Below are 15,348 nucleotides of genomic sequence, written 5' to 3' on the forward strand. Positions count from 1 at the left end.
CTCACGCCTCCTCATCCTCGTCTTCGTCCTCATCTTCATCATCGTCATCGTCATCGTCCGCGTCGTCGGCGTCCTCGTCGTGATTCAGATGTCCCTGGTCGTCCCACAGCTTGCGATAGACGCCATTGCGGGCCAGCAGCTCCTCGTGCGAGCCGCGTTCGATCGCCCTGCCGCCGGAGATCACGATGATCTCGTCCATCTCGACCACCGAAGTCAGGCGATGCGTCGACCAGATCATGGTGCGGCCCTCGGCGACCTTGAGCAGCGTGCGATTGATCGCAGCCTCCGTGGTCTGGTCGAGCGCCGAAGTCGCCTCGTCGAGCAGCAGCACGGACGGGTTACGGATGATCGCGCGCGCGATCGCGATGCGCTGGCGCTGGCCGCCCGACAGGGTATCGCCGCGCTCGCCGACCGGCGTGTCGTAGCGCTGCGGCAGACTCATGATGTAGCGATGGATCTCGGCCTTGCGGGCAGCGTCCTCGACCTCCGCGTCGGTCGCGCCTTCCTTGCCGAGCCGGATGTTCTCGCGGATCGACATGTTGAACAGCATGTTCTCCTGGAACACGACCGCCATGTTGGCCCGCAGCGACTCGCGCGTCACCCGGCGGATATCGACGCCGTCAACGGCGACGCGGCCCTCGTCCGGCACGTAGAGCCGCAGGATCAGGTTGATCAGCGTGCTCTTGCCCGAGCCGCTGGGACCGACGATCGCAATGCTCTTGCCGGCATTGAGCTTGAGGCTGAGATTGTCGAGCACCGGCGTCTGCGCCCCCTCATACTGGAAGGTGACGCGATCGAAGGAGATGTCGTTGGTGATGCGCGGCAGATCCGGCGCGCCGGGACGATCGGCGCCGCGGGTCGGCTCGTCGAGCAGTTCCTGGATGTGCCGCACCGCCGCCGCCGACTGGATCGACACCGGGATGAAATGCATCAGATGGGCGATGTTGTAGGACACCTCCCAGAACGCACTCTCGAAGGTCACGAAGGTGCCGACGGTGATCTGCCCCTTGGTGGCGAGATAGGCGCCGATCGCCAGCACCACGAGGTGGAGCAGCAGCACCGCGATGGTGACGGTGCGCTCCACCATGGTCGACAGGAACATGGCTGACGCGGCCTTGGCCCGGACGTCGCGGTTGCGCATCGTGAACCAGCCGAGCGCCCGGCGCTGCAGATTGAACGCCTTCACCACCGCCTGCGCGGCGACGTTCTCCTGCACGGTTCCGAGCAGCGCGGCCTCGTTCTGCTTCTGCTCGTAATTGGCCTGCACCGCCTTCGGCGTCAGGATGCGCGGCCCGATCAGGGTGATCGGAAACACCAGCAAGGCGACCACGGCAAGCTGCCAGTTCAGGAACAGCATCAGGATGATGCCCGCGACCAGCTCGAGGCCCGGCAGCGCCGCGCTGTTGGCGAAGGTCTTGACCGAGCCCTCGAACGCCGACAGATCGATCGAGAAGCGCGACAGGATCTCGCCGCGCTTGGTGCGCGCGAAATAGGCCGACGGCAGGTTTTGGACATGGTCGAACAGCCGCGTCCGCACGTCGGCGATGATGCCGGCGCCAAGCCGCGCATCCCAGCGCTCGTACCAGACCGCGATGATCGAGGTGACGATGCCGGCAACCGCGAGCACGCCGAGGATCTTGTAGAGGGCCCCGAAATCCTCCTCGCCGAGCGCGTCGTCGATCAGGAATTTCAGGCTGAGCGGCATGATGACGTTGAACAACGTCTCGACCAGCACGCCGAAGGCGACGCAGGCGAACGGCTTCTTGTAGTTCGCCAGGATCGGCCTGACGAAGCCAAAGATCGTGGAGAGCGCGCCGGCGGCTTCCTTGGCGGTGAAGACGACGAGGTCCTCGTCATCATCGTCGTCATCGAGCTCGAGCTCGTCGTCCGCGTCGTCTTCCTCTTCGTCGTCAGCAGGCGCCGCGGACGGCTTCGTGGAGGCGGCCGCCGCGGGCGGACCGGACGCGGGCTTCTTCTTCAGCTCGGGATCGTCGGCCGCCGCTCTCGTCGGATCGTCTGATGCAGGAGGTCTTGGCGCCATGAAACCAACCGATGCTCCACGGCCGGCATGACCGCAAATCGAAACCGCAGCTGATGACACTGCGCCGGTAATCCTATGCGATCACGACGAATTCGGCAAAGCGTTTGGAACGGCCGACGCGCCGCGGCGCGCTCGCGCGGATTCGCGGAGCGCAGAATTGCCGCCGTTTGACAGCTGGTTGACACGAGGCCGGTCGCCTGGCGGCAAAAGCTTCCGGTCGGTCCCGCTAATCGTCGAGGTCGGCTTCGACCTTGTCGAAGAAGGAATAGCGCAGGCTGTCGGAGTCGGCGTACCACTGCCCCGGCCCCTTGTTGGCGGCCAGCGTCAATGTCCACAGCGCATCGGTGCAGTCGCGGCGGTGCATCGACAGGTCGAAGCCGTTGCCGAAGAACAATTCCGACCACTCCCACCAGGTGCCGAGCTTCTTCACCCCGCGCAGCAGGTCGTAGCGATCGATCACTGCCGCCGCCATGTCAGAGGTCACCGACGCGAACACGACGCCGGTCTTGACCACGCGGTTGAGCTCGCGCACCCCGCGCACGACCTGCTTCTCGCCGAGATGGCACAGCGAGGTCTCGAACACGAAGTCGAACTCGTTGGTCTTAAAGGGCATGTCGGCGATCGAGCCGAGCTTGTTGTACTTCTTGAGCGCCTTCGGCGTCTTGCCGTGGATGTAGCGGTTGTTCTCGATGCCCCAGGCATCGATGCCACGTTCGCGCAGAGCGCCGACCAGTTCGCCGCTGGCGGAGCCGGCGATCAGCAGCTTGTAGCCCTTCGCCCTGCCCCAGACCGTCTTGATCAGGTCCGTCAGATAGGCCGGGTCGGTGAAGTTGCGCCAGACCTCGCTGTAGGGGCCGACGCCGCGATAATCGTCGAAATAGCTGCGGTCGATCTTGTCGGACAGCGAGCTCTCGTCCTGCGCGCGGCTACGGCGCAGCCGCATCATCTCGGTGACGATGATGTCGGTCGCGGCATCGGAGGAATCGAGCAGTCCGTTCAGCGTCGAATCGAACAGATAGTCGCCGACCACCACGATGCCGGGGTGCTCCTTCGGCTCAGGCCGGTGGTTGGTCATGACGTCGCGCACCGGCAGGCCGCCCGGCAGCGCGTTGACCGACGACAGCCAGCGATGGATCTTGCCTTCCAGGAAATGCTCGCGCGCATCGCCGAGCGAGGCCGGCAGCGACTTCAACGCGGCATCGATCAGCTCCTGGTCGCTGAGATTGGCGAAGGCAAGCGCATCCGAGCCCGCGATCAGCCAGTTCAGCACGCCGTGCTTGCCGACATCGTGACGCGCGCCCTCATTGTAGACGCAGCAGCCGCCGAACGCTTCCGACATGAACCAGGCGCCCGGGATCTTCTCGCCCCAGAACGGCTCGTCGAACAGGATCGAGACCCGCAGATAATGCGCGGGCCGGTCGAAATAGGCGACGTGCTTGACCATCGACTTGCGCAGTTGTTCGCCGTCCCAGCGCATGGTCGCGAGCCAGGAGTGCGGCAGGCAGACCAGCACGAGATCGAAGTCGCGCGTCTCCGGCCCCTTGCCGTTCATCATGTTGAGCTGGTAGCGGCCGCCAGCGGTCTTGCCGACCTTGAGCACACGATGGTTGAGCTGGATGTCGGCGCTGACTTCCGAGCGCAGACAATCGATCAGCTGCTCGTTGCCGTTCTGGATCGAATACAGGCCGATATAGCCGTCGACGTCCATCACGTAGTTCTTCAGCGCGTTGAGGCCGTTGGTGTTGTGGCTCTCGGTCGCGATGTCGGAACGCGCCATCACCTTGAAGAAACGCTTGGCGGTCGCGTCCTCGACCTCCTCGTCGAGGACCTGCTCGGCGGTCTTGTAGGCCCACGGGTGTTCGTTGTCGTGGGCGCCGACGCCCTCGTAATATTCGATCGGCGACACCAGGTCGCTGCAGCGCTTGCGGAACGCCTCGATCGCGGCCGCGGTCTTCGCCCCGTATTTGCGGCGCATGCCGGGAACGTCGGCGAGCAGCTCGCCGTCGAGCTGCACCTGCTCGGCGTCCATCGGGATCGTCTGCAGGCCGAAATGCTGGATCAGCTCGCGCAGCGGATCCGGCCCCGTCATCGAGTAATCATAGATTTCGGCGACTCCGGCCTCATACATCGCGGGCGCGGTGTCGAATTTGCGCGTGACGATCTTGCCGCCGAGGCGGTTCGACGCCTCGAAGATGGTAACGCGGCAGAGGTCGCCGAGTTTGCGCTTCAAATACCAGGCGCTCATCAGCCCCCCGGGGCCGCCGCCTACGATAGCCAAGTCGAGCATATGGATTCCGTCGTCTCCGGCGCGAGCCAAACAGCCGGTCTAAGTCACCCTAGCAAAGGCACTTTTTTGCCTGAAGGAAAGATGAACAAACTGCGTCCCTGCACCGCAGCAAGCAAAGAAAGCAGCAAAAAGGCCGGCTAAACGCCGGCCTTCTCGCCATACCCGTAGTCTTGCGGATGCCTATTCCGCGGGCGGCAGCGCCAGCGGCTCCGCTTCCGGAGCCGTCGGCACGATCGCCGCCTGCTGCTTCTCGCGCTCGTCGAGGATCAGCTTGTCGCGCTTGACCGCGACTTCGCGGATCCGCGCCATCGAGGCGCCGGTGCCGGCCGGGATCAGGCGGCCGACAATGACGTTCTCCTTGAGGCCCTCGAGCGGGTCCACCTTGCCGTTGACGGCAGCTTCGGTGAGCACGCGCGTGGTCTCCTGGAACGACGCCGCCGAGAAGAAGGAGCGGGTCTGCAAGCTCGCCTTGGTGATGCCGAGCAGAACCGGCGTACCCGTGGCGGGCTTCTTGCCCTCCTCCTTGGCCTTGGTGTTGAGCGCGTCGAACTCGATCTTGTCGACCTGCTCGCCCGAGATCATGTCGGTGTCGCCCTGATCGGTGACCTCGACCTTCTGCAGCATCTGACGGACAATCACCTCGATGTGCTTGTCGTTGATGAGCACGCCCTGCAACCGGTAGACCTCCTGGATTTCGTTGACCAGATAGGCAGCGAGTTCCTCGATGCCCTTGATCGCCAGGATGTCGTGCGGCGCCGGATTGCCTTCGACGATGAAATCGCCCTTTTCGACGATGTCGCCGTCCTGAAGGTGGATGTGCTTGCCCTTCGGGATCAGGTACTCGCGCGGCTCCTCGGTCTTGTCCATCGGCTCGATCGAGATGCGGCGCTTGTTCTTGTAGTCGCGGCCGAAGCGGATCGTTCCCGCGGTCTCCGCGATGATCGCCGCATCTTTCGGCTTGCGAGCCTCGAACAGTTCCGCCACCCGCGGCAGACCGCCGGTGATGTCACGCGTCTTGGCGCTCTCGGTCGAGATACGCGCCAGGATGTCGCCGGGCATCACCTTCCCGCCGGTGTCGACCGACAGAATGGCGTCGACCGACAGCATGTAGCGGGCATCGCCGCCACGCGCGAGCTTCATCACCTTGCCGTCCTTGCCCTTGACCACGATGGCCGGACGCAGGTCCGAACCGCCGCGCGTCGTGCGCCAGTCGATGACCACGCGCTTGGCGATACCGGTCGACTCGTCGAGCGTTTCCGAGATCGACTGTCCCTCGACCAGATCCTCGAAACCGATCGTGCCCTCGACCTCGCTCAGCACCGGGCGGGTATAGGGATCCCACTCGGCGATGCGCTGGCCGCGCTTGACCATATCGCCTTCGTCGACGTGCATCTTCGAACCGTACTGAATACGGTGGGTCGCACGCTCGGTGCCGTCGGCATCGACGATCGCAACGACCATGTTGCGCACCATCGCGATCAGGCTGCCTTCGCTGTTGCGGGCGATCGCCTTGTTCTTGATCACGATCTTGCCGTCGAAGTTCGATTCGACGAACGACTGCTCGTTGAGCTGCGCCGCGCCGCCGATGTGGAACGTGCGCATCGTCAGCTGCGTGCCGGGCTCACCGATCGACTGCGCCGCGATGACGCCGACGGCCTCACCGTGGTTGACCGGGGTGCCGCGGGCGAGATCGCGGCCGTAGCACTTGGCGCAGATGCCGTTGATCAGCTCGCAGGTCAGGGCCGAGCGGATCTTCACTTCCTGGATGCCGGCCTGCTGGATCGCGTCGACATGGCTCTCCTCCATCAACGTGTCGCGCTTGATGACGACCTCGTTGGTGGCGGGATCGCGCACGTCATCGCAGGCCACACGGCCCAGGATGCGCGAGCCGAGCGAGGCGACGACCGTGCCGGCATCGACGATGGCGCGCATCTTGATGCCGAGCGTGGTGCCGCAGTCGGTCTGCGTGATGATGCAGTCCTGCGCGACGTCGACCAGACGGCGGGTCAGGTAGCCCGAGTTCGCGGTCTTCAACGCGGTGTCCGCGAGGCCCTTGCGGGCGCCGTGGGTCGAGTTGAAGTACTCGAGCACCGACAGACCTTCCTTGAAGTTGGAAATGATCGGCGTCTCGATGATCTCGCCCGACGGCTTGGCCATCAGGCCGCGCATGCCGGCGAGCTGGCGCATCTGGGCCGGCGAACCACGCGCACCGGAGTGCGCCATCATGTAGATCGAGTTGATGTCGGCATCCGCGCCCGCCGCCGTCTTCTTGGTGGACGAGATTTCCTTCATCATCGCCTTGGCGACTTCTTCACCGGCCTTCGACCAGGCGTCGACGACCTTGTTGTACTTCTCGCCATGGGTGATCAGGCCGTCATTGTACTGCTGCTCGAAATCCTTCGCCAGCGTACGGGTCTGATCGACGATCTTCCACTTCGACGCCGGCACGACCATGTCGTCCTTGCCGAACGAGATGCCCGCCTTGAAGGCGTTGTAGAAGCCGAGCGCCATGATGCGGTCGCAGAAGATCACCGTCTCCTTCTGACCGCAGTGCCGGTAGACCTGATCGATCACGCCGGAGATCTCGCGCTTGGTCATCAGCTTGTTGATGATGTCGTACGAGATCTTCGGGTTCTTCGGCAGCAGGTTGCCGAGCATGACGCGGCCCGCGGTGGTTTCGATCCAGCGCTTGGACTGCTTGCCTTCCTCGTCGAGGCCTTCCCACCGGTACTTGATCTTGGTGTGGAGGTGGATGACCTTCGAATGCAGGGCGTGCTCGAGCTCGGCCATGTCGCCGAAGATCTTGCCCTCGCCGGGCAGGCCTTCGCGCATAATCGAGACGTAGTAGAGGCCGAGCACGATGTCCTGCGACGGCACGATGATCGGCTGGCCGTTCGCCGGATGCAGGATGTTGTTGGTCGACATCATCAGGACGCGCGCTTCCAGCTGCGCTTCGAGCGACAGCGGAACGTGCACGGCCATCTGGTCGCCGTCGAAGTCGGCGTTGAAGGCGGCGCAGACCAGCGGATGCAGCTGGATCGCCTTGCCTTCGATCAGCACCGGCTCGAACGCCTGGATGCCCAGGCGATGCAGCGTCGGCGCGCGGTTGAGCAGCACCGGATGCTCGCGGATCACCTCGTCGAGGATATCCCAGACCTCCGGACGCTCCTTCTCGACCAGCTTCTTGGCCTGCTTCACCGTGGTGGACAGACCCTTGGCGTCGAGCCGCGAGTAGATGAACGGCTTGAACAGCTCGAGCGCCATCTTCTTCGGCAGGCCGCACTGATGCAGGCGCAGCTCGGGACCGACCACGATCACCGAACGGCCCGAATAGTCGACGCGCTTGCCGAGCAGGTTCTGGCGGAACCGGCCCTGCTTGCCCTTCAGCATGTCGGCGAGCGATTTCAGCGGACGCTTGTTGGCGCCGGTGATGACGCGGCCGCGGCGGCCGTTGTCGAACAGTGCGTCGACGGCCTCCTGCAGCATGCGCTTTTCGTTGCGGATGATGATGTCGGGCGCACGCAGCTCCATCAGCCGCTTCAGGCGGTTGTTGCGGTTGATGACGCGGCGGTACAGGTCGTTGAGGTCGGAGGTCGCGAACCGGCCGCCGTCAAGCGGCACCAGCGGACGCAGATCCGGCGGAATCACCGGCACGACCGTCATGATCATCCATTCCGGCTTGTTGCCGGAGACGCGGAAGGCCTCGACGATCTTCAGACGCTTGGCGAGCTTCTTGTGCTTGATGTCGGAGTCGGTCTCCGCCATGTCGGCACGCAGCGTCGCCTCGAGCTTTTCGAGCTCGAGCCCCTTGAGCAACTCGCGGATCGCCTCCGCGCCGATCATGGCGGTGAAGGAGTCCTGGCCGTACTCGTCCTGCGCCTTCAGATACTCGTCTTCCGACAGCAGCTGACGGTCCTTGAGCGCGGTAAGACCCGGCTCGAGCACGACGTAGTATTCAAAGTACAGGATCCGCTCGAGATCCTTCAGCGTCATGTCGAGCAGGAGGCCGATGCGCGAGGGCAGCGACTTCAGGAACCAGATGTGGGCGACCGGCGCCGCCAGCTCGATATGGCCCATGCGCTCGCGCCGGACGCGCGACAGCGTCACCTCGACCGAGCACTTCTCGCAGATGATGCCCTTGTACTTCATCCGCTTGTACTTGCCGCACAAGCACTCGTAGTCCTTGATCGGCCCGAAGATGCGCGCGCAGAACAGGCCGTCACGCTCCGGCTTGAAGGTGCGGTAGTTGATGGTCTCCGGCTTCTTGATCTCGCCGTAGGACCAGGACAGAATCTTCTCCGGAGACGCGATCGAAATCCGGATCTGGTCGAAGACCTGGGCCGGGGTCGTCGGATTGAAAAGATTCATAATCTCTTGATTCATGGTCTTCTCCTCGCGTGCCGATCGTCACCGGCAGCAAATTCGAAACTTTTATTCAGCGCGCGCCCCGCCCAACGTCCGAGCGGAGTGCGGAGGCCCGGCGCGTCTCGCGCCGGGCATGATCACAGCGTTACTCGGCGGCTTCCGACGTCGACGCCGGTCCCACCTTGGAATTGTGCAGGTCGACGTTGAGGCCGAGCGAGCGCATTTCCTTGACCAGCACGTTGAACGATTCCGGAATACCGGCCTCGAAGGTGTCGTCGCCACGCACGATCGCCTCGTACACCTTGGTACGGCCGGCGACGTCGTCCGACTTCACGGTCAGCATCTCCTGCAGCGTGTAGGCGGCGCCGTAGGCTTCCAGCGCCCAGACCTCCATTTCGCCGAAGCGCTGGCCGCCGAACTGCGCCTTGCCGCCCAGCGGCTGCTGGGTGACGAGCGAGTACGGACCGATCGAACGCGCGTGGATCTTGTCGTCCACGAGATGGTGCAGCTTGAGCATGTAGATGTAGCCCATCGTCACCTTACGATCGAACTGATCGCCGGTACGGCCGTCATAAACGGTCGACTGGCCGGAGGCGTCGAAGCCCGCGAGCTTCAGCATCTCCTCGATGTCGGCCTCCTTGGCGCCGTCGAACACCGGCGTTGCGATCGGCACGCCGTGGCTCAGATTGCGGCCGAGTTCGACCAGCTCGTTGTCGTTCAGCGACTTGATGGTTTCATCCTCGCCGTAGATCTTCTTCAGGGTCTCGCGCAGCGGCTTGAGATCCTGCTTGTGATAATAGGCGTCGATGGTCTGCCCGATGCGCTTGCCGAGGCCGGCGCAGGCCCAACCGAGATGGGTCTCAAGGATCTGACCGACGTTCATGCGCGACGGCACGCCGAGCGGATTGAGCACGATGTCGGCGTGCGTTCCGTCCTCGAGGAACGGCATGTCCTCGATCGGAACGATCTTCGACACCACACCCTTGTTGCCGTGACGGCCGGCCATCTTGTCGCCGGGCTGGATCTTGCGCTTCACCGCGACGAAGACCTTGACCATCTTCATCACGCCGGGCGGCAGCTCGTCGCCACGCTGCAGCTTCTCGACCTTGTCGAGGAAGCGCTGCTCGAGGCCCTTCTTCGACTCGTCGTACTGCTTCCGCATGGCCTCGATCTCGGCCATCAGCTTGTCGTTCGGCGAGGCGAACAGCCACCACTGCGACTTCGGATACTCGTCGAGCACCGCGCGGGTGATCTTGGTGTCCTTCTTGAAGCCCTTCGGGCCGGCGATGCCCTGGCGGTTCTCCAGCAGCTCGGCGAGGCGGTTGTAGACGTTGCGGTCCAGGATCGCCTGCTCGTCGTCGCGGTCCTTGGCGAGACGCTCGATCTCCTCGCGCTCGATCGCCAGCGCACGCTCGTCCTTGTCGACGCCGTGACGGTTGAACACGCGGACTTCCACGATGGTGCCCTGCACGCCCGGAGGCACGCGCAGCGAGGTGTCGCGGACGTCGGAGGCCTTCTCGCCGAAGATGGCGCGCAGCAGCTTCTCTTCCGGCGTCATCGGGCTCTCGCCCTTCGGCGTGATCTTGCCGACCAGGATGTCGCCGGCACGGACTTCCGCACCGATGTAGACGATACCGGCTTCGTCGAGGTTCTTCAGCGCTTCTTCCGAGACGTTCGGAATGTCGCGGGTGATTTCCTCAGGACCGAGCTTGGTGTCGCGGGCCATCACCTCGAACTCCTCGATGTGAATCGAGGTGAAGACGTCGTCCTTCACGATCCGCTCGGAGAGCAGGATCGAGTCTTCGAAGTTGTAGCCGTTCCACGGCATGAACGCGACCAGCACGTTGCGGCCGAGCGCGAGCTCGCCGAGATCGGTCGACGGACCGTCGGCGATGATGTCGCCCTTCTTGACGATGTCGCCGACCTTCACCAGCGGACGCTGGTTGATGCAGGTCGACTGGTTGGAGCGCTGGTACTTCATCAGCCGGTAGATATCGACGCCCGACTTGGTCGGATCGAGATCCTCGGTGGCGCGGATCACGACGCGGGTGGCGTCGATCTGGTCGATCACGCCCGAGCGGCGCGCGGCAATCGCCGCGCCCGAGTCACGGGCGACCACGCCTTCCATGCCGGTGCCGACGAACGGCGCCTCGGCGCGAACCAGCGGCACCGCCTGGCGCTGCATGTTCGAGCCCATCAGCGCGCGGTTGGCGTCGTCGTTCTCGAGGAACGGGATCAGCGCCGCGGCGACCGAAACCAGCTGCTTCGGCGACACGTCCATGTAGTCGACCTTGTCCGGCGTCACCGGCAGCACTTCGCCGGCGTGACGGCAGACCACGAGGTCGTCGGTGAAGCGGCCCTTGGCATCGAGCGGCACGTTGGCCTGCGCGACGCGGTAGCGGCCCTCTTCCATCGCCGACAGATAGATCACCTCGTCGGTGACCCGGCCGTCCTTGATCTTGCGATAGGGCGTCTCGACGAAGCCGTACTTGTTGACGCGCGCGAACGTCGCCAGCGAGTTGATCAGGCCGATGTTCGGACCTTCCGGCGTCTCGATCGGGCAGATGCGGCCGTAATGCGTCGGATGCACGTCGCGGACTTCGAAGCCGGCGCGCTCGCGGGTCAGGCCGCCCGGGCCAAGCGCCGACAGGCGCCGCTTGTGGGTGATCTCCGACAGCGGGTTGGTCTGGTCCATGAACTGCGACAGCTGCGAGGAGCCGAAGAACTCGCGCACCGCGGCAGCCGCGGGCTTGGCGTTGATCAGGTCCTGCGGCATCACGGTGTCGATATCGACGCTCGACATGCGCTCCTTGATCGCGCGCTCCATGCGGAGCAGGCCGATCCGGTACTGGTTCTCCATGAGCTCGCCGACCGAGCGCACCCGGCGGTTGCCGAGGTGGTCGATGTCGTCGATCTCGCCCTTGCCGTCGCGCAGGTCGACCAGCGTCTTGATGACCGCCAGGATGTCTTCCTTGCGCAGCGTGCGATGGGTATCGGGCGCATCGAGCTCGAGGCGCATGTTCATCTTGACGCGGCCGACCGCGGAGAGGTCGTAGCGCTCGGCGTCGAAGAACAGCGACTGGAACATCGCCTGCGCCGAATCCAGCGTCGGCGGCTCGCCCGGACGCATCACGCGGTAGATGTCGAACAGCGCGTCCTCGCGCGTCATGTTCTTGTCGGCCGACAGCGTGTTGCGGATATAGGCGCCGACATTGACGTGGTCGATGTCGAGCAACGGCAGGTCCTTGTAGCCCTGCTCGTTCAGCACCTTGAGCGACTTCTCGGTGATCTCCTCGCCGGCTTCGGCGTAGATCTCACCGGTCTTCGGGTTGACGAGATCCTCGGCGAGATAGTTGCCGACGAGCTCCTCGTCCGACATGCGCAGCGCCTTCAGGCCCTTCTCCTGAAGCTGGCGCGCCTGGCGCACGGTCAGCTTCTTGCCGGCCTCGAGCACCACCTTGCCGGTGTCGGCGTCGATCAGGTCGTTGACGGTCGAATAGCCGCGGAAGCGGTTGGCATCGAACGGCACGCGCCATCCGTCCTTGGTCCGCTTGTAGGTGATCTTCTTGTAGAAGGTCGACAGGATCTGCTCGCCGTCGAGACCGAGCGCGTACATCAGCGAGGTCACGGGCAGCTTGCGGCGGCGGTCGATGCGCGCGAACACGATGTCCTTGGCGTCGAACTCGATGTCGAGCCAGGAACCGCGATACGGAATCACGCGCGCGGCAAACAGCAGCTTGCCGGACGAATGGGTCTTGCCCTTGTCGTGGTCGAAGAACACGCCCGGCGAACGGTGCATCTGCGAGACGATGACGCGCTCGGTGCCGTTGACGACGAAGGTGCCGTTCATCGTCATGAGCGGGATATCGCCCATGTAGACGTCCTGCTCCTTGATGTCCTTCACCGACTTGGCGCCGGTTTCCTCGTCGATATCGAACACGATGAGGCGCAACGTCACCTTGAGCGGCGCAGCGAAGGTCATGCCGCGCTGGCGGCACTCGTCGACGTCATATTTCGGCTGTTCGAACTCGTAGCGGACGAATTCGAGCATCGAGGTGCCGGAGAAATCCGAGATCGGGAACACCGAGCGGAACACCGCCTGCAGGCCCTCGTCGAGCCGACCGCCGGTCGGCTCGTCGACCATCAGGAACTGGTCATAGGACGCCTTCTGAACCTCGATGAGGTTCGGCATCTCGGCGACTTCCTTGATGTGACCGAAAAACTTGCGTACGCGTTTGCGACCGGTGAATGTCTGCTGCGCCATCGTGGCCTCTCATTTTCGTCGCCTTTGTGGGGCGAACCTTCCGGGAGCGACTGCCATCGGCCCCGGGTTGAATTTCGAATCGTCTCGAAGGAACGAAGCGCAAAGTCAGGAATTAAATCCCCGTCCCGGCCCCGACCACCTCCAAAACGCAAAACAACGCGCGGGGCGCATCACTGCACCCGCTCGTCCAAACGCTCCGCTTTACGGACTGAAAAAGCCCGAAATCTGACTGTCTCCCAACGGCTTCCGCCAGGGACCCTGCCGTCCCCGCCGCCTACCGTGTTTTTCCGCTGCCAACCCGATATGGGATGGCAATAAAGGAGATTCGAGGGTTAAGTCCACGGATCCCCACACTTTTTTGTGTCCGGCACGCCACGCGACAACCTGTCGCACGACGTTTGCATGGCCCGGGAGCGCCCTGCGGCGCTCCCGGATCGCGCATTACTTGAGCTCGACCTTGGCGCCAGCCTTCTCGAGCTGGGCCTTGATCTTGTCGGCTTCTTCCTTGTTGACGCCTTCCTTGACGGGCTTCGGAGCGCCTTCGACGAGGTCCTTGGCTTCCTTCAGGCCCAGGCCGGTGATGGCGCGGACTTCCTTGATGACTTCGATCTTCTTGTCGCCGGCCCCAGCCAGCACGACGGTGAAGTCGGTCTTCTCTTCAGCCGGAGCAGCGGCACCGCCACCACCAGCAGCCGGGCCGGCAACCGCAACGGCGGCAGCGGCGGACACGCCCCACTTTTCTTCGAGGAGCTTGGCGAGTTCGGCCGCTTCGAGCACGGTGAGGCTCGAGAGGTCGTCGACGATTTTCTGCAAGTCAGCCATTGTTCAGTTCCTTAAACGTTTGGTTCGAACCAGGTTTGAGATTAGCGAAGGGTCAGGCCGCTTCGCCCTTTGAGGCATGAGCCTGAATGACGCGTGCGAGCTTGGCCGCGGGCGCGTTGGAGAGCTGAGCAAGCTTGGTCGCCGGCGCCACGAGGAGGCCAACGATCTTGCCGCGCAGTTCGTCGAGCGACGGCAGTGAGGCAAGCGCCTTCACGCTGTCGACATTCAGGACGGTTTTACCCATCGAGCCGCCGAGGATGACGAACTTCTCGTTCGCCTTGGCGAATTCGATGGCAACCTTTGGCGCCGCAACCGGATCGTTCGAAGTAGCGATCACGGTCGGTCCCTTCAGCAGGGAGCCGATGGCAGCGACGTCAGTGCCTTCAAGAGCAATTTTGGCGAGACGGTTCTTCGAGACCTTCACCGACGCGCCCGCCTGCTTCATCTGCATGCGCAGCTTCTGCATCTGGGCCACGGTGAGGCCGGAATAGTGAGCAACGATCGCAACCGACGTGGTCTTGAAGACCTCGTTAAGTTGTTCGACCGACTCTTTTTTTGCCGCTCGTTCCACAGCAAGCTCTTTCCGGTTGGCGGCCTTTCCGCGAAGGCAGGACCGCCGGGTTGCACCCATCGTCCCGCCCTAAACCTGATCCTTGGGGCGCAAGCCCCTTCGGACATGCCGGGCAAGACGACATCTAGAAGCCTGCCCTCCCAAAGCCTTGCGGCCATGGGCTGTCGAGGTTCGAACCAAACCAGCCTCCCGGCCGCGAACTGATCGCGACGTGGAGGGCAAAATCCGGTCTTCACCCGTCTATGCAGGCCATGCGATTAAGCCGTTGAAAACACGAAGTTCTCGCGGGCGCCTGCAGTCTTGGACAGGATCGAGGCACTTCAGCGCGCTGAAGGCCCCTGCTCTCATTCCTCTGAAGGCGATGGGTCTCCTTCCTTTCGAGCATCCTTGCGGGCATGCGGAAAGGAATGATCTCCTATCATCTCAGGTTTTCGGATTGCGAGCACGGACATGCCAGCAAGTGCCAGCACGCCCGGAAGGCGCTATGTAGCCGGTCCTGCCCTGCTTGCCAAGAGCAAATTTCAGACCAGTTCGGCGACCGGCCCGGCCCAGCGAAAAATTTCTTCCCCGAGGCGTCACGCTCCAATGCCGTCGCTCGTCTGGGCGCTGGAGGCTCGCATGAAACGATGGATTGCAGGAATTCTCGCCCTCTTCAACCTCGCCAATGGGCTGGTGATGCTGTCGGCCGGTTCCCTCTGGTGGTCGCTGGTGCCCGGCGCCGCCGATACCGGTCCGTTCAACCCTCATTTGGTCCAGGACGTCGGCATTGCCTTCATCGCGGCCGGGCTCGGCCTGGCGGCGCGAGCCTTGTGGCCGGCCTGGTGGCCGGCAGCAGTCGCGGGCGCCGCGTTCCTGGCCGGCCACGGCCTGCTGCATCTCGTGATGATCGCCGGCGGCCACGACCGCCATGCCGCATCCGATCTGGTGGCGGTCGTCCTGCCCGCGGCGCTCGCCCTCTATTCCGCCCTGCCAAATCAAGGAGAACGACATGCGTAGCT

7 protein-coding genes are annotated in these 15,348 nt (G+C 63.8%); 1 reads left to right on the forward strand and 6 read right to left on the reverse strand.

Going from position 1 to position 15,348, the window contains the following annotated elements; translation table 11 throughout:
* Position 1: 1 nt before the first annotated feature.
* The 6 genes from I6F38_RS11205 to rplJ all read right to left on the reverse strand — a co-directional run bounded on the left by I6F38_RS11205 (position 2) and on the right by rplJ (position 14,350).
* Positions 2-2,041: an ABC transporter ATP-binding protein gene (locus I6F38_RS11205; protein ID WP_225160338.1), complete on the reverse strand. Its 2,040-nt coding sequence runs from the start codon at positions 2,039-2,041 to the stop codon at positions 2-4.
* 226 nt (positions 2,042-2,267) lie between these two features.
* Positions 2,268-4,328 carry an FAD-dependent oxidoreductase gene (locus I6F38_RS11210; protein ID WP_225160339.1) on the reverse strand — a complete coding sequence of 687 codons (2,061 nt, stop codon included), beginning with the start codon at positions 4,326-4,328 and terminating at the stop codon, positions 2,268-2,270.
* 180 nt (positions 4,329-4,508) lie between these two features.
* The gene (gene rpoC / locus I6F38_RS11215) at positions 4,509-8,711 is read right to left on the reverse strand and encodes a DNA-directed RNA polymerase subunit beta' (RefSeq protein WP_225160340.1); all 4,203 of its coding nucleotides are present in this window, start codon (positions 8,709-8,711) and stop codon (positions 4,509-4,511) included.
* Between the two features lie 127 nt (positions 8,712-8,838).
* Positions 8,839-12,957, reverse strand: coding sequence for a DNA-directed RNA polymerase subunit beta (rpoB, locus tag I6F38_RS11220; RefSeq protein WP_057019553.1), 4,119 nt, complete (start codon positions 12,955-12,957; stop codon positions 8,839-8,841).
* A 441-nt stretch (positions 12,958-13,398) separates the two neighbouring features.
* Complete coding sequence (gene rplL, locus I6F38_RS11225; RefSeq protein ID WP_028335453.1) at positions 13,399-13,779, reverse strand: 50S ribosomal protein L7/L12; 381 nt, start codon at positions 13,777-13,779, stop codon at positions 13,399-13,401.
* A 52-nt stretch (positions 13,780-13,831) separates the two neighbouring features.
* Positions 13,832-14,350 (reverse strand): 50S ribosomal protein L10, encoded by a 519-nt coding sequence (rplJ, locus tag I6F38_RS11230; RefSeq protein WP_028335452.1) that lies wholly within the window; start codon positions 14,348-14,350, stop codon positions 13,832-13,834.
* 585 nt (positions 14,351-14,935) lie between these two features.
* Between rplJ and I6F38_RS11235 the strand changes: the two genes are divergently transcribed.
* A complete protein-coding gene (locus tag I6F38_RS11235; RefSeq protein ID WP_225160341.1) occupies positions 14,936-15,346 on the forward strand; it encodes a hypothetical protein in 411 nt (136 codons plus the stop codon).
* Positions 15,347-15,348: the final 2 nt, after the last annotated feature.

Source organism: Bradyrhizobium sp. BRP56 (assembly GCF_020194035.1).
GTDB classification, from domain to species: Bacteria; Pseudomonadota; Alphaproteobacteria; order Rhizobiales; family Xanthobacteraceae; genus Bradyrhizobium; species Bradyrhizobium australafricanum.